Here is a 17,657-nt window from a genome sequence, read left to right as displayed (position 1 = left end):
CACAGCGCAGCGAACTCGTCCTGAAGGTGAGTCAGTTTTGCACCCATGGAGTTCAGCCCCGATTCACGCGGAGGCACCCCATGACCCAGCGCAAAACATCTACTGCCGAGTTCAAGCGAGACGCTTGGCTCGCGCCCAACTGGCCGAGAACATCGCAGGCACCGCTCGTGACCTCGGGATTGGATGATCTGCCTTGAGAACGTGGATGAAGGCCGACCAGCACAACGGTGATCAAGCGTTTCCTGGTCAAGGTCGTCAGTGCTTGACACCTGAACAGGGGGAACTCAAGCGCCTGCGGAAAGAAAACGAAATCCTGCGTCAGGAGCGTGAGATAAAAAAAAGCCGCGGCCTGTCTTGGGCAGAACGGACGCGCTTGAGCACGCCTGCCCGCTTCTTTGCCAGAGGGACCCCACGTTGAAATACGCGTTTGTCTACGCATGGCGCAGTGCATCCCCGGTGAAGATGTTATGCCGGGTGCTGGACGTGTCCAGCAGCGCGTTTTACAGCTGGCAAAGAAGGCCATCGTCACCACACGCACAGCTTCATGGCGCTGCTGGAGCAGCGCCTCCGTGAGCTTCATCAGGCCAGCAAAGGGCGCTCCGGTGCACCACGTCTTCAAGCCGATCTGCGCGGAAGGACAATGAATTTCTCGAAAGCGGATTTTGCGCCCCTGGCGGGCTGGGGGTCTGCAGGCCAAGGGAAAGCGACGATTCGTGCGAACGACCGATAGCGAACAGAGCTGTGCGGTCTGTCCCCATGTGCTTGACCGAAAATTTGCCGTTCAGCACGCTAACACGGTGTGGGCCTCTGATCTGACGTTCATTCCCACCCAAGAGGGCTGGTTGTCCTTGGCGGTGACACTCGACTTGCATTCACGGGCCGGAGTGGGTCATGCCATGGAAGCGCACATGCCAGCCACCTTGCCCCTCACAGCCTTGCAAATGGCGGGGGGGACAAGGAAACCTCCGCCTGGCCTGCTCCATCACAGCGACCTAAGGCAGTCCATACGCCAGTAAAATTTTTCAGGCTGAACTGACGCGCATGGGTGCGCAGGGGCGCATGAGTCGTACGGGCAATTGTTGGGATAACAGCGTTCTGGAAAGCTTTTTCAGTTCCCTGAAACGGGAACTGCTGGAAACAGCTCCTTTCGACAGCCGAGCTGTAGCACGGCAAGCCATCTTCGAATACATGGAGGTCTTCTACAATCGACGCCGACGGCACTCAACCCTGAACGACTTGACACCACACGAGTTCGAGCGTTTGGGAGGACAGTGAAGAATGTAGCCTGTGGGCGTTATAGAACGCTCGTCGACCTTCTACATAGACGCTGGCATGTTCTGCGGAATACGACTCTTCTTGGCTCAGACAGGTTGTGTTGCCTCAACTCGGCTCCTGGCAAGCTGAGGGCAGGGGTAGCCTGACCCTTAGACTCCCCTGCTGCGACTGCAGCCCACGTCTGGAACGCTCGTTTCTGGTTGAGTCGTCTGGTCTCGGCTGGTCCTGCGAACTCGTCCCAATTGAGTTGAAATCAGGTAGGGTTGCGTAAGGCCACAGGGAGAACGTGGCGCCTCTCGCTAAACACTGCATGGGAAGCCGCCCCCTGCACACCAAACGTCAGCGACAAACGTTGGTTATGTCCCTGAAGCACGGCATCGAGATAGGCCGCATTGAAGGTATCCCCAGCCCCCACGGGATCCACGACTAGAACTTCCGGGGCTGGCACCTGCAACAGCGTGCCGTTCTGTAAGGCCAGAGCACCTTGCTCTCCCTGTGTCACTACGACAGTGCTCCCGAGTGGCATGTGCTGAGCCAGCTGCCGCACTGCCGCTTCAGGGTCAGCTGGCCAGACACTGCTGCCTCGTTCACCAGAAGATGGTGCATGTAGGGCAACCAACCTGCGACCTCCGCGCGAACGGGTAGATAAAAGTTTTCAGACTTGAATATCGGTCAGGCCCCCCGGCATCCGTTTGAACCGTTCGTACCGGAGTGGTGAGAGGTCAATGAAGGGCGTCTCCCCCAGAGCCTCCTGCGCGATCACACGGGCGATGGCCGCCGCATGCATTACCCCGTGCCCTGAGAAGCCACAGGCATTCAGCCACCCCTGTACGCCCGGCATCTGGCCCACGATGGCCTGATGATCAGGGGTCACTTCGTAATACCCCCACCAGCTGGCATGCCGATCCAGCGAAGCCATCTCCAGCCACGGAAAGCGCGTCATGGCTGCTTCCAGCGTGGGCTCCAGCCAGTCCCACTCCATGCCTTCCCGCCACCCCACGTCTGCTGGGTTCGCACGCCCCAGGATAATCCGGTTCCCCTCTGAGCGCAGCCATACACCGCTCTCCAGGTCGAAGATCATCGGCAGCGGTCGGGGCAACTTCAGCGGCGCAGTAGTAAACACCATCCGCCGCGCCGGCTGAACTGGAATTTCCAGACCTGCCAACGCGCCCACCTCCCCCGACCAGGCTCCACTCGAATTGACCAGCAATGGAGCCTGCACCGTTCCCGCTGACGTGGTCAGCCGCCAGATCTCGCCGAACCGCTGAATGCCAGTCACCCTGGTGTCCAATAGAAAGCGTGCACCACGCTCCCGGGCGCGGTTCACATACGCCATCGTCAGCCCGTGGGCGTCCACGTGGCCATCTGTGCCGCAATACGTGCATCCTCCCAACCCATCCGGCAGAAATTCGGCATGCACCTGAGCTCCTGTGGGGGTCAGGCGCTCGGTCGGCACGCCTAACCTGTGCTGAAGATCCACCCCCAGTTGATAGCTGGGCCACTGCGCCTCAGGCACCAGCAGCAGGTAGCCGCCTGGGTGGTACCCGGCCTCTGGCATGCTGGCGTACTCCTCAATGCTGTGCTTCGACAGGAGGATATTGGTTTCCGACGTGAACTGGGCACGGACACCCGCCGCGCTCTTGCCGGTCGACCCGCCCGCCGGACTGCCCTGCTCCAGCACCACGACCTTTAAACCCCGCTCGGCCAGACGCCACGCGCAGGCTGCCCCAATGATGCCTGCCCCGATCACCGCCACGTCCCAGCTCATGCCGGTCGTCATGTGAGGTCAGCCTCGACCACAGGAAAGCCCTCCACAGGAAAGGTGTCGACGTTCGCTGAGCGCTGCTGCACCAGTACGCCGCCGTCCACCGAAACGAACTGCCCAGTCACATATGCTGCGTCATCCGACGCCAGAAACAGTGCGGCCCCTGTCATATCCTCTGCCACGCCATAACGCCCCAGTGGCACGGTCTTCTCACGCACCCGGAGCTGCTCCTCCGTTAGGCCGTACGTGTTGATAAATCCCGGCACCACTCCGTTGACCCGGATGCCGTAAGGCGCCAAGTCCAGGGCCATGGCACGTGTCATGGCTTCAATCCCGCCCTTCGTGGCGTCGTAAGCAACATTCCCACGGTGGGCGCGGGTCGCGCCGCCAGACGACGTGCTGATGATGACGCCCCTGCGACGCCGCGCCATAACCCGGGCGGCCCGGTGCGAACACAAGAACACGCTTTTCAGGTTCACCTGGATGATCCGGTCCCACCAGCTCTCGTCACCCTCCAGAAAATGCCGGTTAGTGTCGATCAGCCCTGCGTTGTTGTACAGCACGTCCACGTAACCGAAGGCTGCTTCGACGAGTGTGAACATGGCGTCCACCTGCACCGCGTCCGAGACATCCGCTGGCACTGCCAGGGCGCGTCCACCCGCCGCCGTGATGCTGTCCACAACTGTTCGCACCGCGTCTTCACTCAAGTCATTCACAGCCACCTGGGCGCCTTCACGGGCAAAACGCTCCGCCACAGCGCGGCCGATCCCGCCAGCAGCGCCCGTCACCAGTACCACACGGTTGTCAAAGCGGTTAGAAACAGCGTTTGTCATATGTATCTCCTTAAACCTCATGCAGGTATGAACCGGCGGCGCGGCCAACTCTCAGCCTGGCCAGACACGTAGGGCCGAAAATGAACAAGTTGATTGGGCAGCCAGGGGGAGGTCTTGTGGGTGAATGACGGTAGGCTTCTGGTACCCACTGATGCGGCCCCGGTCACCGAGCAGCAAGGTGGGCTGCCCAGCAGGTGTGACCTGCACCGCGCGGTGTGGCGTGGCTTCACTGATCACCTGCCCCCCGGCACATCTGGCCCCTCAAGCCGGATGCCCATTCGGTCTCCTCACCGGGTATAGAGATCCGTCACACCTAGGATCAGGTCGTCCCGCAGCACCCGGTGGAGGGCGTGCAGGCGGCCATTGTCACTGCGGTTCAGCTCAGCACTGAACACGACGTAGAAGCCTTCGAGACGCCGCACAGGTCAGCCGATCGTGAACGGATCGCGGGTGGCGCCGCTCAGTTCCAACCAGACGGTCTTCGTGTCGAGGTATTCGTGTACCGCCTCCAGAGAATTCTCCCGGCCGAAGCCGCTGTGCTTAAACCCCCCGAACGGTGCGTTGTAACTCACCGCGCGGTAGGCGTTGACCCAGACGGTGCCGGCCTTGATCGCGTGTGCCGCACGGTGGGCGCGCTGCACATCCCGGGTCCAGACACCCGCTGCCAGTGCGTAGCGGGAGTCATTCGCCAGTTGCACCGCTTCGGCCTCATCTCTGAAGGTCAGCACGGACAGCACGGGGCCAAAGATCTCCTCAGTTGCCAGACTCATACGGCTGTGAACACCCGTAAAGATCGTTGGCTCCACAAAGAACCCGGCGTCCAGGTCACCGCCCGAGGCACGCCGTCCACCCGTCACCAACGTGGCGCCTTCCTGCTTTCCAGCCTCACAGCGGCGCAGGATGTTGTCCAGATGCGCCCGGAAGGCCACTGGGCCCATCTCAGTCGCCGGATCAAGCGGATCCCCCAGTGTGATGGTTTGCGCCCGTTTAACCACACGGGAAACCAACTCATCGTGGATGGAGTCATGGACCAGCAACCGAGATCCGGCGATGCAGGTCTGACCACCCGCCGCAAAGATCCCCGCGATCACGCCGTTGGCCGCAGCATCCAGGTCGGCGTCCTCAAAGACGATGTTGGGGCTCTTCCCCCCCAATTCAAGACTGACCTTGGCGAGGTGCCCCATCGCGGCCTGCCCGACCTTGATGCCAACTTCAGTGCTGCCCGTGAAGGCCACCTTGTCCACGCCTGGGTGGGCCACCAGGGCCGCGCCCACAGCCGCGCCGCCGGTCACCACATTGAACACGCCCGGTGGAAACCCGGCCTCCTCCACCCGCCGGGCGAATTCCAGCGCCGACACCGGCGTCTGGTCGGCCGGTTTGACCACCACCGTGCAGCCTGCTGCGAGCAGCGGAGCCAACTTCCAGGTGAGCAGCAGCAGTGGAGAGTTCCAAGGCACAATCGCGGCCACCACGCCGACCGGCTCGCGGCGGGTGTAGATAAAATAGTTCGGTTTGTCGCTGGGGATCGTCTCACCATGCAGTTTGTCGGCTGCTCCCGCGTAGTATTCGTACCACTCGGGCAGCATCCGGCACTGACCCTGCATCTCCCGCAGCAGCTTGCCGTTATCACGCGTCTCGATCTCTCCCAGCAGGTCGGCGTCACGTTCCAAGATCTGGGCAAGCCCGTGAATCAATTTCGAGCGTTGCCTTCCGGTCAGGCGGCTCCAGGGACCGTCGTCCAGTGCGGCGCGGGCCGCACGCACGGCGGTATTCACATCTTCCGCCCCAGCCTCCGGGACGCGCGCCCAGGCCTTCCCGGTGTAGGGATTGACGGTGTCGACCAATGCGCCGGACTGAGCGGGGACGAACTGGCCGCCAATGTACAGCGGGTACTCGGGCAGCGTCATGGGGTCTCCTTCATGCTGGGCCTCGAGGTCACGCTGGGCACCTGACCGCGCCGGTAGACCAGAACAGTGCGTTTGAACTCTAGGATGACCGTGCCGTGCTGGTTGTACCCGGAGGTCTTAAACGTCAGCACCCCCTGGTGGGGCCGCGAGCGGGACTCACGCAGTGAGAGCACTTCGCTGCGGGCATACACCGTGTCCCCCTCGAACAGCGGGTGTGGGAGGCGCACTTCGTCCCAGCCGAGGTTCACGGCGTTTTGCGACATGTCTGAGACTGACAGACCCGTGACGAGCGCGATGGTGAACGCACTGTTGACCAGGGGCCGCCCGAACTCTGTGTGCGCGGCGTAATGTGCGTCGAAGTGGATGGGGTTGGTGTTGTTGGTCAGGAGAGTAAACCAGATGTTGTCGTTCTGGGTCACGGTCCGGCCGAGGGGATGTTCGATGACCTGGCCGGGCTCGAAATCCTCGAAGCAGCGACCGCTGCTGGTGGGGGTGGTCACAGGGTTCTCCTTTCCTGAGCGTAACGGTGCAGGGTCACCTGCGCCATGCGGATGTTTGCGGCGTCTACCATTCGGCCTTCCAGGCTGACGGCGCCGCGGCCTGTTTCCTCGGCTTCGTGCAGCGCCGCAACCACCGCCTGAGCGTGCGCCACCTCCTCTGGCGTCTGAGAAAACGCTGCGTTCACCACGTCCAGTTGCCTGGGATGGATGCACTGCTTGCCGTCGAACCCCAGCCCGCGCGCAATTCGGGTCATGCGGGCCAGGCCGTCCGGGTTGTCCAGCGGAGCGTACGGGCCATCCAGGCAGCGCAGCCCGTGGGCGCGGGCGGCCAGGACGATCGACTGCATGGCGTGGTGCCAGCGGTCACCGGGATAATCAGCGTCGTAAGCGCCGCGTTCTCCGATGTGTTCGATGGGCATTTGAGCACTTGCTGCGAAGTCGCCCGGCCCGAAGATCAGGGCTTCGAGACGGGGAGAGGCCGCGGCAATCTCGCGGACGTTCAGAACACCAGCAACCGTTTCAATCTGAACTTCCACGCCGGTGGCCTGTGAGGAGCCCTGAGCCGCTTCCACCTGCGTCAGCAAGGTCTCGACGAACTGCACGTCCCGGGCAGCGTTTGCCTTGGGCAGCATGAGAAGATCCAGTCTCTCACCGGCAGCCTCCATCACCTCGGTCAGGTCGCGGTAGGCGAAGGGGGTGTCCAGGCCGTTCATGCGAACCACCCGCAGCCGCCCTCCGAACTCCAGCCCGGTCAGGGCACGGATGACGTTCGCCCGTGCCCTGATCTTCTCCTCCAGCGGTACAGCATCCTCAAGGTCCAGAACCACCGCATCTGCTGGGCTCGTCACGGCCTTCTCAATCATGTGCCAGCGGTGAGCAGGAACGTACAGCTGGCTGCGTTCCAGTCGCGCGGGAATCATAGCGCGCGCTCCAGTTCGGCCAGAACCTCGGCGGTGTGCTCCCCCAGGGCAGGGACACGGCCCATGCGTGGGCGCTCACTTCCAAGGTTGTGAGGTGGAAGCAGGGCCGGGATGGTGCCCACGGGCGTCTGCACCTGCGTCCAGCGCTGACGCTCCTGCAACTGCGGGTGGTTCACCACCTCCTGCACGCTATTGACTCGGGCACTGGCAATCCCAGCCTGTTCCAGACGAGCACTCACCTCATCCCGGCTCAGGCCCGCGAAGGCCGCTTCGATGGTGTCTTCCAGTGGGACGCGGTGCGCGAGTCGCTGGGCATTGGTCGCGAACCGTTCATCGTCGGTCAGGTCAGGGCGCTCCAAGACGTCGGCGCAAAAGTTCACCCATTCACGCTCGTTCTGAACGGCAAACATGACCTGGCCGTCTGCACAGCGGTAAGCGCCGTAAGGCACGATCATGTTGTGCCGCAGCCCCGCGCGGCCTGGTGCACGCCCCTGACCGATCAGGCTGTACATGGGCGGCATCATCCATTCGGTCAGGGCCTCAAACATGGAGATCTCGATGCGCTCCCCCCGCCCGGTGCGCCCACGGACCAGCAGGGCCGCGAGAATGCTGGAATGGGCGTACAGCCCGCTGGCGATATCCGCCACAGAGATGCCAACTTTGGCGGCCTCCTCCACGCTGCCGGTCAGGGCGATCACCCCCGCTTCGGCCTGGATCAGCATGTCGTAGGCCTTTTTGTGTGCGTATGGACCGGACAAGCCGTAGCCAGAGATGGACACCCAGATCAGGCGTGGAAAGCGCTCGCGGACCGTCTCCCACCCGAAGCCCAGACGCTCGACCGCCCCGGGCAGGAGATTGTGGACAAATACGTCTGCGCCGCCCAGCAATTTTTCCAGGGTCGCTGCTCCATCCGGGCTTTTCAGATCCAGCACCACGCTGCGCTTGCCACGGTTGAGCCAGGCAAAGTACGCCGAGACTCCACCGAGTGCACCGTCATACCCGCGCGCCAGGTCTCCTTCGCCGGGGCGCTCCACCTTGATGACATCCGCCCCCAGATCCGCCAGCTGGCGCGAGCAGAACGGCCCGGCGACCGCCTGCTCCAGCGCGACCACCCGCAGACCTTCCAGGGGCAGCATCTAGTACGACCTCGGCATACCCAGCACCTTCTCGCCGACAAACGACAAGATCAGGTTGGTGCTGATCGGCGCGACCTGATAGAGCCGCGTTTCGCGAAACTTGCGTTCGATGTCGTACTCAGCGGCGAAGCCGAAGCCCCCGTGCGTCTGGAGACAGGCGTTCGCAGCCTCCCAGGACGCGTCTGCGGCCAGCAGCTTGGCCATGTTGGCTTCGGCGCCGCAGGGTTGCCCCGCATCGAACATGGCCGCCGCCTCATACCGCATCAGGTCCGCTGCGCGCACATTCACGTAAGCGCGGGCAATCGGAAATTGAACCCCCTGGTTCTGCCCGATTGGCCGGTCGAACACCACTCGCTCGCCGGCGTAGCGGCTGGAGCGCTCGGTAAACCAATACCCGTCCCCCACGCACTCCGCCGCGATCAGGATCCGCTCGGCGTTCATGCCGTCAAGCACGTATCGGAACCCCTGCCCTTCCTGCCCGACCAGGCTGCTGTCTGGGATTTCCAGGTCATCGAAGAACACTTCGTTGGTCTCGTGTCCCACCATGTTCTGGATGGGCCGCACGGTCATGCGGCTGCGGTCAATGGTCCTGAGGTCCACCAGGAAGGTGGACAGGCCTTCTGTTTTCTTGCGGACGTCTGCCAGGGGCGTGGTCCGGGCCAGCAGCAACAACAGGTCGGAATGCTGAAGGCGGGAGGTCCAGACCTTTTGCCCATTGATCACATAGGTGTCACCCCGGCGCACTGCGGTGGTCTTGAGCCGGGTGGTATCGGAACCTGTGGTGGGCTCGGTCACCCCGAAGGACTGGAGGCGCAGTTCTCCGCTGGCGATGCGTGGCAGGTACTGCGCTTTCTGCTCATCTGACCCGTGGCGCAGCAGGGTGCCCATGATGTACATCTGGGCATGGCAGGCACCGGAATTCGCGCCGGACCGGTTGATTTCCTCAAGGATGACGCTGGCTTCGGTCAACCCCAGGCCCGCGCCGCCGTACTCCTCGGGAATCAGGGCCGCGAGCCAGCCGGCCTGGGTCAGGGCGTCGACGAACGCTTCGGGATAGCCGGCGCGTTCAGCGTCCAGCCAGTACTGGGTGTCGAAGCGGGCGCAGAGATCACGAACCGGTTCGCGGAGTTCAGGATAGGTCAGGGTCATGCAGATACCTCAGGGGGGAACAGGGGGGGAACGGCAAAGGCCCGAATTTCGATCCCTTCTGCCTCCAAGGCAGCGCGGATGGCGCGGGCGATCTCTACGGCGTTAGGGTTGTCGCCATGAATGCATAAGGTGTCTGCCTTAAACTTGAAGAAGCCGCCGTCCAGGGTCTGAGTCCGCCCTTCCTTCACCATCGTGACGGCGCGGCAGGCTGCCTCGTGCGGGTCGTGGATGCTGGAGCCTGGCAGGCTCCGCGGGGCCAGGCGCCCGTCATGCAGGTACGCCCGTTCCGGGAAGAGTTCCAACACGACGGGGACGCTCAACTTCCGCGCTTCGGTCTCCAGCAAGGTGGTGGGCAGCACCAAGAGGGGAAGAGTGGGATGCACGTCGTAGACGGCTTGAGCAATGGCTTGGGCGGTTGGGGCATGGGTCCAGGCGCGGGTGGAGAGGGCGCCGTGCGCCTTCACGTGCCGGAGAGGCACGCCGACCGATGCCGCCATGCCAGCCAGGGCAGACACTTGGTACAGCACGTCTGCGTACACTTCCCCGGGGCTCGCCTCCAGAATGCGCCGCCCGAATCCGACTCGGTCGGGGAAGCCGGGGTGAGCCCCGACCCCCACGTTGAACTGCCGGGCAAGCTTGAGGGTGGCGTGCATGGTAACGGGATCCCCGGCATGAACGCCGCAGGCCACGTTGGCAGAAGACAGGAAGGGGAAAAGCGCCTCGTCGTGCCCAAGCGTCCACGCTCCAAAGCTTTCGCCCACGTCGGCATTCAGGTCGACGAACATCTGCCCCTCACTCGTAGATGGCCGTTGGGCCCAGCAGCGCGGCCCGCATGCGGTTTTTCAGGTAGGTGCCGTCCCGGGGCGGGAGGGTCATGGGGTCTGCCGTGAGGGCCACTTTCACCACAGCCAGGAGGGGATTCCCACCGGCGTGCAGGTCGGCCCGCAAGGCCGGAATGCCGCTCGCCTCCCGGACGGTCGTGGTCCGCTCGAACCCGCAGGCGCGCGCCACAGCGGCGAGGTCGACTCCGGCCGCAGTGTGGGTGTGCTGGGAGCCAGTCTCCCCGTAGCGTTCGTTGTCCAGCACGACCACACTCAGGTTGGAAGGCCGCGTGGTGGCGATGGTCGACAGGGCGCCGAGGCCCATCAGCATTTCACCGTCCCCCGTGAAGACCACCACCGGTCGGTCCGGTTGGGCGAGGGCGAGGCCCAGCCCGAACATGGCTGCGCCGCCCATCGCGCCCCACAATGGGAAGTCGTATGGGCTGTCGGACAGGGAGGCAAGGTCCCAGGCGGTGGCCCCCAGGCCGGTGACGACCAGCAGGCCTGCGCGCTCCTCGAGCAACTGCGCCATGACCGCCCGGCGTTCCAGTCGGGGCGCGTTCATTTGCTCCTCCCAAACGTCTTGGCGCCCAGCAGCTTTTGCGAGAGCAGCACCGCGACCGGACTGTAGGTGCTGTACGCCAGCCGCAGGGCCGCGTCCACCTCCCCAGGCAGGAGCTCCGGATCATCCACCCGCTGGACCAGAACGCCCATGGCCCGCAGTACGTCCGGAGTGGCCTGACCCATGGGGACTTGCCAGGGGTTGAACTCCCCCCACTCGCCGCGCATGGTGACCAAGGTGACGAGGGGCATCTGGCAGGTCTTGAGGAGCGAGAGCATGTTGATGCAGTTGCCAACGCCGCTCGACTGCATGAGCAGCACGGACCGCACGCCGCCCACCCAGGCACCAGCTGCCAGGGCGACGCCTTCTTCCTCGGTGGTGAGCGTCACAGCGCGCATGTCCGGGTCGGCCTGACAGTGCTCAATCAGGCCACGGTGCCCTCCATCCGGCACAAACGGCACCAGCCGGACGTTCTGCGCTTTGAGGACGTCATAGACCGCCTGGGACCATGTCCCGGCAGGATTCTGAAAAGTTGAAACGGGTTCACTCATGTCGCGCTCCTTGGCAGAGGGTGTTGAGTTCCGCGCTGGCCACCGCGAGGTCGGGGACCGCTTCGATATGACGGACCAGCGCCAGCGCCCGTTCACTCACTGCCTCACTGAAGCGGGGCTCAACGAGGGCGCGGAATTTGGCTTCCAGCTCGGCGGTGCTGACGGGGTTCTCCTGATTCCCCCGGGGAAAGTCACCCCCGGCTCGCAGCACCTGACCGTCAATCAATTCCACTTCCACACGGGCAGGCCAGGCCGCCGGGTACATGGCGGTCAGCTCCGCAGAGACGGCTGGTTGGACCCGCGGCAGCAGGCGGGCCAACATTTCCTCCGTCACTCCGGAAGGGCCAAAACGGTTCTCACTGAACTGGGTCAGGCCGACCGCGCCTTCCAGCAAGGCCGCGCTGACCACATATGACAGGCTGAACTTGGCCTGGTACGGCGTGTGGGGATTGCGTTCACTCACGATCTCCCAGCCCGGGCCGTACGTGGCGACGCGCACCTCACGAACCTGGTTCAGTACCCACTCGGCCGTCCACCCGTGGGCTTGGCGCAGCGCGAGAGCCGCGTCGATGGCCGTGTGGGTGTGGCCGCAGCACGAGTACAGTTTGTAGCCGTTCTCGCTGACCTTCCACAGCTCACCCAGGTCGGTGGTCACCCGCTCGGCGTCATGGACGGCGCTGGTCGCCGCAAAAAACCCGCGTGGCCCCTCCAGGATGGTCGGTGCGCCGGTGAAGCCGCGCCGGGCCAGATCCGCGGCCATCACGCCGTTCATGGCAGCCTTGCCAGGATGCAGGGTTTTGCTCATGGCGCCGCTCGCATTGAATTCCCACAGGCCAGCCGCCTGAGTGCCGGCGGTACCCAGCGCGTCAAGCATCTGGCGCTCGTCAAGGCCCATCAGGGTGCCGGCCGCAACCGCCGCGCCAAAGGTGGCGACTGTGCCGGTGGGGTGCCAGTGGCGGTAGTGGCTGGGGTTGACGGCTTCCCCGATACGCAGCGCGGCTTCGTAACCCAGCACGACGGCCCGCAGAAAAGCGGCGCCGCTCTGATGTTCACGTTCGGCCACGGCAAGGGCGGCAGGGATGATGGGCGCAGCGGCATGAACGGTGGAGCCCTTGTGAATGTCGTCGAGCTCGAGGATGTGCGTAGCGACGCCGTTGGCAAGGGCGGCTCCCGCGGCACTGGCCCGTCCAGCACTAAAGACAGTGGCGTCGTCAGCCTGTCCGAGACCGCGTACGAGGTCCTGGACAATGCGGGCAGGGGGTTCCAGCGAACCGGCGAGCAGAGAGCCGAGCCCGTCGAGGACGCTCCGGCGGGCATCCTCAAGAACGGAATCCGGAATAAAGGGAGGACTCGCCATGAATGCGGCGAGGACGGCACTGGTTCCAGCGTGGGTCACTCGGTTCTCCTTCAATGTTGAATTGCTGTTCATTGTCCTCCAGTTCCGGCGAAGTGTCTTGAGCGTTTCACCCGTATCTCCTGCGGAAATTGGCACAGGCGGTGGGCAAGACACTGGTCGCGTGAATTTGAATTCTGTGCGTCCGGATATCGCACGAGACTCGGCATCACCTGCACGGTGAGGGAGCCAGGGGCCGACCAACAGGAGAATTTGTGCCGCAATATGGGTTCAATCGCTGCGGCTATTTGGTCTGGTCAGACAGGAGATGGGTTCCTGTGCTGATTTCCGCAGCCTGAAGCCAGGATCTGTTCAAGACACCCAGCACGGTGAACGAAATAATGCGCCTACCTCTGGGCTGAGGTGAGCGCCTTTGCCTGGGCAGAGTGTCCGCTCGGGGCTGCCCTCAGCCGCCTCTCCTCAGCCCCGCATCCAGAGCATTCACCTTCGCTTCCTAGGAGAGACATTCATGCCACATGCACTGATCGTTCATGCCCATCCAGAAGCTGAATCCTTTTGCTCTGCTCAGATGTGGGAGGCCGCCAGATCCCTTGAAGCCCAGGGCTATACGGTCGAGATCAGTGACCTCTACCAGATGGATTGGAACCCAGAACTTGGCCGGAACGATTTTGAGCATGAACTGGTCGGACACTTCAAACCCCAGGTTGAACAGGTCAAAGCCGTGAATCACAGCACGTTCGCCCCGGACGTCGCGGCAGAAATCGAGAAGGTGCAGCGCGCAGATCTGTTGGTCTTCTCCTTCCCGATGTGGTGGTTCTCCCTGCCGGCCCTGCTCAAAGGCTGGGTAGACCGCGTGTTCGCAATGGGCGTAGCCTATGGGGGAAGTGTCGGCCGTTTCGAAACGGGTGGCTTCCAGGGCCGACGGGCGATGTTGCTTTTCACCACCGGCAGCACCGAGGACATGTTCGGTCACGGCGCGCGGGACGGCGAGATGGACGTCATCCTGTTTCACATTCAGCACGGCATGTTCTATTTCGTCGGCTACAACGTCCTCGCGCCGGTCATGAGCTTCAGCCCGGTGCGCAAGACCCCTGAAGAGCGGGCGCAGCAGTTGGTGCAGGTTCGCGAGGCCTTCTCAACTCTGGACACCCGGCCGGTCTTGTTGTGGAACACCGGAGCAACTGTCAGTCACTGACCAGACTGCCCGCTTGCACGCCTGTTCCTCAGTCCTGTTGATGATTGCTGATGCCATCTGCTCTGGCGATGACCGCTGCAAGGAGATCTATGCCTGTATTGACCCTTTACACGCCAGACCTTCACTCTTCAGAACAGGTTCAGCGTCTGGCAGACGCACTGGTACAGCGCTTGTCTCCCAGGTTAAAGGTACCGCCCGAGCTGCTGTGGGTGCACGTTACCCCTCTCACTCACCTTCAGGAGGGCTTACACGGCACCGTGGATACCCCTCATCTCGTGGTCACGGTCATGGCCAATCCCCGACCTGACGAAACTGTACGCCAAGCCATGAGCGATATCGCTGGGGTATTGGTGGAGCACCTGAAGCTTGACCCTCATCAGGTCTGGATTCACTGGACGGATCTTCCTCCAGCCCGGACTTTTGCCAATGGTCAGGTGTACTGAGGTGAACCGAGTAGACAGCTGAAGAGACCTCGTGAACTGCTTACCACCGCATGAAGAGGAGGCGGCGCCCTGGTCAGTCACGAGCCCCTGCACCAGTGGAACATCCCGTTCGCACCGCTCCTGACTGAAGACCTGCGTTACCGGGAACCCCGGCGGGGTTCTCGGTGGTTCTTGGACGAAGTGTGCATCGAGATCGGTGGCAGGAAACACTGGTTGTGGCGGGCCATCGACGAATCCGGTGCTGTTCTCGACCTCCTTGTCCAAGCTCGGCGAGCTACCCAGGCAGCAAAGACCTCTCTCCGAAGACTCTTGATGAATGATGACGTGCCAGACGTAATTCACACGGTTCTGTCAGGTTAACTACAATGCCAGTAAGTTAAGGGGTTTAGGGGCCATGTCGAAGGTGTCAAGATGAAGGATGAATCTTGGCACCGCACTGCTGACCACGGCCCGCGATCAGCCACTCGATCACCTCAGCACCTTCGCCACGAGCCTCGACGCTGCGTTGGTGACGCAAGCCCTTGAAGCGACGGGAACCGCTTCGGTTCGTCGCAGGAAGCTTCCTGCAGAACGGGCCGTCTGGCTGATGCTGGGCATGGCGCTCCTGCGCGACCGATCGATTCAGGCGGTGTGTGACCATCTGCATCTGGTTCTCCCTGATCCCAACGGGAAGATCATCATCAGTTCGGCGGCCCTGGTGCAGGCGCGAGACCGACTGGGGACGGCCCCTCTCAAACACCTGTTCGATGCCGTTGTGACCCGTCATGGACATGAGCAGCTTGACGCCCACCGTTGGTGTGGTTTGGCGGTACTGGGTATTGATGGCACGACCATCCGTGTCCCGGACAGCGATGAGAACCGGGCGCACTTCAGTCTGCCTCCCAGTGGTGCCCACCGTGAGAGCGCCTATCCGCAAGCAAGGGTCGTCGGCCTGATGGCGCTTGGGTCGCACTTCCTGCTGGACTTAAAGGTCGGCGCGTATACGGAGAGCGAGGAATCGCTCTCCAGCAGCTTCGATGAGCACCTGCCCGATCACTGTGTGCTGCTGGTCGACCGGGGGCTGATGGACTACGGGCGGTTTTACCGCCACCAGAAGCGAGGGGAGGAGCGCCACTGGCTTGTCCGGGCCAGGAACAACTTGGTGTGGACGGTGCTGGAGATCCTGGGGCCAAATCAGGTCACCCTCTGAGGTTCCCTTTCGCAGACCTGCGCGCAGGTCTGACCCCACGCTGCCCCGCAGCATGCAGATCCGTGTCATCTGCTATCAGCTCCCAGGCTTCAAACCACAGTGGCTGCTGACGTCCATGTTGGACGCCGAGCGTTACTCAGCGACCGAGATCATTGAGCTCTACCATCAGCGCTGGGAACTCGAAACGGGGTTTGATGAACTGCACACGCATACCCTGGAACGATTGGAGGCGTTGCGCTCTCAAACCCCAGACCGAATTCAGCAGGAACTGTTCGCGTTGGCCGTGGTGTACAACCTGGTGCGCCTGGAAATGGCCCGAGTGGCGGGGCTTCTGGAGGTCAGTCCCTTACGAATTTCGTACCGAACCAGCCTGCTGCTGATCCGGACGTTATGGCTCAGCGCGCGGGTGGTGGCTGCTGGTCGTCTGCCACAGTATCTGGAGCAACTGACCAGCGACATTGCATTGCTCGTTCTTCCTGCCAGGCGACCTCGCTCATACCCTCGAGTCGTTAAAATTAAGATGACCCGTTACCCAAGAAAAGTGCGTGCCAGTGCCACACTACCTTCTTAACTTACTAGCATTGAGGTTAACTAGTAAGGTGGTGGACAGTGACTGACCCAACGCCCTACCGACACCGCTTCCCGTTGAGTTACCGGGATGTCTAGGAACGGCGGTGTTGCCTTCACTTGGCGTACGGCCCAGGGATGGCCTGAGGATCAGGCCATCCCTACCGCAACCATTCCCCCTGTCTGGAATGCATGCTTCTGATTGCTTCTTCTGGTGGGGCGGAAACGCCCCTTCGGGAGGGATGGTGATGGAATGAACCCAAAGTACCGGGCCAGCAGTCAAGTCACTTCTAGGCGCAATGATACCGAGTGGCGAACTCGGCAGGTGGGACATACCCCAAACTGGAATGCAGACGTTCCTGGTTATACAGCCGACCGATGAAGTGGTTGATCTGGCAATGTGCGTCGTCGAAATCAAGATAGTCCTGCAGATCGACTTCTTCTGTTTTCAGGGTTTTGTAAAAGCTTTCCATGCGGGCGTTGTCGTATGGGTTTCCCTTTCTGGACATGCTCGGGATTAACCCAGCCTCCCGAAGCCGATCGACATAGACGCGACTTGCATATTGAGACCCTTGGTCAGAATGGTGCAGTAAGCCTGGGCTTGGGCAGCGCGCCCCAAGCGCGTTGTTGAGTGCTTTCAAGGCCAGCGCCGCGTCAATGCACCTGGACATGGCCCAGCCCACGATTTCTCGGGTGAAGCTGTCCAACACGCAGGCCAGGTACACAAAACCACCTTTCACCCGAACATAGGTCAGATCAACTTGCCAGACTTGGTTGGGGTGAGTCGGAACCACGGTCGGCAGCAAATTTTCAAAACGACGTTCGCTGTGCGTCGAGTCCGTGGTGGCCTGAAACCGTCGTTTGGGACGACATAACAACCCCTGTGCCCTCATGACCCGTAAGACGCGCTTGTGGTTGGTTCGATGTCCCCGACGGGCCAACTCATGGGTCACGCGTCGGTAGCCGTAACCATTCCACTTCAACACGATGGCTTCAATCTCTTTCGTGAGATCCAAATCTGGATTCACCCTTGTCCGAGTCTGTTGACCCAGATACCAAGACCGACTGACCGCATGCAACTCACACAAGCGACGTACCGACACCGTCGGATGCGCGCAGCGCGCATCCGTGATCATTTGGTGCCGCTTTTCAAGCGGTACGTCGCTAACGATTTTTTCAGGATCGTATTCTCCAGAGCGAGCTGACCGCAATACCGTTCCAGCTCGGCAATGCGAAGTTCGTCGCTGCGATCCGTGGTAGCCCCATCCGTAAACGCAGCTTCACCACGTGCTTCGACCTCTTTGCGCCATCGGTACATCAGACCCGGTGCCAGGGAGTGGGTGCGACTGAGCTGGGCGGTCGTCTGTTGGCCGCTGTTGATCTGGCTGACGACCTCAAGTTTGAATTCGCGGCTGTGGTTCCGTCCGGGCATACGATCTCCTTCGCGATGCAATCAGCGTATCCGCTGACTGGGGCGAAGTGTCTTGGTC

General features: G+C 62.3%; 20 protein-coding genes and 2 pseudogenes. 6 read left to right on the top strand and 16 right to left on the bottom strand.

Annotated elements, in window-relative coordinates:
• The first annotated feature begins 80 nt into the window (after positions 1-80).
• Positions 81-1,275 (top strand): annotated as a pseudogene (locus M1R55_RS20840) (IS3 family transposase).
• A 253-nt stretch (positions 1,276-1,528) separates the two neighbouring features.
• On the opposite strand, the gene M1R55_RS32305 reads toward M1R55_RS20840, so the two are convergent.
• The 14 genes from M1R55_RS32305 to M1R55_RS20780 form a co-directional block, all read right to left on the bottom strand.
• Positions 1,529-1,801: a carbohydrate kinase family protein gene (locus M1R55_RS32305; protein ID WP_371827250.1), complete on the bottom strand. Its 273-nt coding sequence runs from the start codon at positions 1,799-1,801 to the stop codon at positions 1,529-1,531.
• Positions 1,802-1,930: 129 nt separating this feature from the next.
• Entirely contained in the window at positions 1,931-3,055 is a 1,125-nt protein-coding gene (locus M1R55_RS20835; RefSeq protein ID WP_249394889.1) for an FAD-binding oxidoreductase, read from the bottom strand.
• Entirely contained in the window at positions 3,052-3,873 is an 822-nt protein-coding gene (locus tag M1R55_RS20830; protein ID WP_249394888.1) for an SDR family NAD(P)-dependent oxidoreductase, read from the bottom strand. The genes M1R55_RS20835 and M1R55_RS20830 overlap by 4 nt, the downstream gene beginning before the upstream one ends.
• Positions 3,874-3,924: 51 nt before the next feature.
• Positions 3,925-4,080, bottom strand: coding sequence for a hypothetical protein (locus tag M1R55_RS20825; RefSeq protein WP_249395324.1), 156 nt, complete (start codon positions 4,078-4,080; stop codon positions 3,925-3,927).
• 80 nt (positions 4,081-4,160) lie between these two features.
• Positions 4,161-4,295 carry a hypothetical protein gene (locus M1R55_RS31810; protein ID WP_256566022.1) on the bottom strand — a complete coding sequence of 45 codons (135 nt, stop codon included), beginning with the start codon at positions 4,293-4,295 and terminating at the stop codon, positions 4,161-4,163.
• 3 nt (positions 4,296-4,298) lie between these two features.
• On the bottom strand, positions 4,299-5,780 hold the full coding sequence (locus tag M1R55_RS20820) for an aldehyde dehydrogenase (protein ID WP_249394887.1): 1,482 nt from the start codon (positions 5,778-5,780) through the stop codon (positions 4,299-4,301).
• Positions 5,777-6,280, bottom strand: coding sequence for a MaoC family dehydratase (locus M1R55_RS20815; protein WP_249394886.1), 504 nt, complete (start codon positions 6,278-6,280; stop codon positions 5,777-5,779). The genes M1R55_RS20820 and M1R55_RS20815 overlap by 4 nt, the downstream gene beginning before the upstream one ends.
• Positions 6,277-7,200: a CoA ester lyase gene (locus M1R55_RS20810; protein WP_249394885.1), complete on the bottom strand. Its 924-nt coding sequence runs from the start codon at positions 7,198-7,200 to the stop codon at positions 6,277-6,279. The genes M1R55_RS20815 and M1R55_RS20810 overlap by 4 nt, the downstream gene beginning before the upstream one ends.
• Entirely contained in the window at positions 7,197-8,336 is a 1,140-nt protein-coding gene (locus M1R55_RS20805) for a CaiB/BaiF CoA-transferase family protein (protein ID WP_249394884.1), read from the bottom strand. The genes M1R55_RS20810 and M1R55_RS20805 overlap by 4 nt, the downstream gene beginning before the upstream one ends.
• A complete protein-coding gene (locus tag M1R55_RS20800) occupies positions 8,337-9,485 on the bottom strand; it encodes an acyl-CoA dehydrogenase family protein (protein ID WP_249394883.1) in 1,149 nt (382 codons plus the stop codon). It abuts the gene before it with no gap.
• Positions 9,482-10,270, bottom strand: coding sequence for a LamB/YcsF family protein (locus M1R55_RS20795; protein WP_249394882.1), 789 nt, complete (start codon positions 10,268-10,270; stop codon positions 9,482-9,484). Before M1R55_RS20795 ends, M1R55_RS20800 begins: the two co-directional genes overlap by 4 nt.
• A 7-nt stretch (positions 10,271-10,277) precedes the next feature.
• Positions 10,278-10,733, bottom strand: coding sequence for a thiamine pyrophosphate-dependent enzyme (locus tag M1R55_RS20790; protein WP_371827249.1), 456 nt, complete (start codon positions 10,731-10,733; stop codon positions 10,278-10,280).
• A gap of 134 nt (positions 10,734-10,867) precedes the next feature.
• The gene (locus tag M1R55_RS20785) at positions 10,868-11,419 is read right to left on the bottom strand and encodes a thiamine pyrophosphate-binding protein (RefSeq protein ID WP_249394880.1); all 552 of its coding nucleotides are present in this window, start codon (positions 11,417-11,419) and stop codon (positions 10,868-10,870) included.
• Positions 11,412-12,815, bottom strand: coding sequence for an MmgE/PrpD family protein (locus M1R55_RS20780; protein WP_249394879.1), 1,404 nt, complete (start codon positions 12,813-12,815; stop codon positions 11,412-11,414). The genes M1R55_RS20785 and M1R55_RS20780 overlap by 8 nt, the downstream gene beginning before the upstream one ends.
• Positions 12,816-13,281: 466 nt before the next feature.
• On the opposite strand from M1R55_RS20780, the gene M1R55_RS20775 reads away from it, so the two are divergent.
• From M1R55_RS20775 to M1R55_RS20755, 5 genes and pseudogenes are all read left to right on the top strand, one after another.
• Positions 13,282-13,968 carry an NAD(P)H-dependent oxidoreductase gene (locus M1R55_RS20775; RefSeq protein ID WP_249394878.1) on the top strand — a complete coding sequence of 229 codons (687 nt, stop codon included), beginning with the start codon at positions 13,282-13,284 and terminating at the stop codon, positions 13,966-13,968.
• A 257-nt stretch (positions 13,969-14,225) separates the two neighbouring features.
• Positions 14,226-14,411 (top strand): hypothetical protein, encoded by a 186-nt coding sequence (locus M1R55_RS20770; protein ID WP_249394877.1) that lies wholly within the window; start codon positions 14,226-14,228, stop codon positions 14,409-14,411.
• 162 nt (positions 14,412-14,573) lie between these two features.
• A pseudogene (locus M1R55_RS20765) lies at positions 14,574-14,756 on the top strand (DDE-type integrase/transposase/recombinase); the annotation flags it as partial.
• A gap of 73 nt (positions 14,757-14,829) precedes the next feature.
• Positions 14,830-15,600, top strand: coding sequence for an IS4 family transposase (locus tag M1R55_RS20760; protein ID WP_249394876.1), 771 nt, complete (start codon positions 14,830-14,832; stop codon positions 15,598-15,600).
• Positions 15,530-16,171, top strand: a complete 642-nt coding sequence (locus M1R55_RS20755) for a transposase (protein ID WP_371827248.1) — start codon at positions 15,530-15,532, stop codon at positions 16,169-16,171. The genes M1R55_RS20760 and M1R55_RS20755 overlap by 71 nt, the downstream gene beginning before the upstream one ends.
• Before the next feature lie 286 nt (positions 16,172-16,457).
• Here M1R55_RS20755 and M1R55_RS20750 read toward each other — a convergent pair whose 3' ends face one another.
• Both M1R55_RS20750 and M1R55_RS20745 read right to left on the bottom strand, forming a co-directional pair.
• A complete protein-coding gene (locus M1R55_RS20750; protein ID WP_249394621.1) occupies positions 16,458-17,303 on the bottom strand; it encodes an IS3 family transposase in 846 nt (281 codons plus the stop codon).
• A complete protein-coding gene (locus tag M1R55_RS20745) occupies positions 17,300-17,599 on the bottom strand; it encodes a transposase (RefSeq protein WP_249394620.1) in 300 nt (99 codons plus the stop codon). The genes M1R55_RS20750 and M1R55_RS20745 overlap by 4 nt, the downstream gene beginning before the upstream one ends.
• Between the last annotated feature and the right edge of the window lie 58 nt (positions 17,600-17,657).

This window comes from Deinococcus sp. QL22, from assembly GCF_023370075.1.
Lineage (GTDB): Bacteria > Deinococcota > Deinococci > Deinococcales > Deinococcaceae > Deinococcus.
The sequence above is the reverse complement of the archived record's forward strand: the minus strand, read 5'-3'. Positions and strand labels throughout refer to the sequence as shown.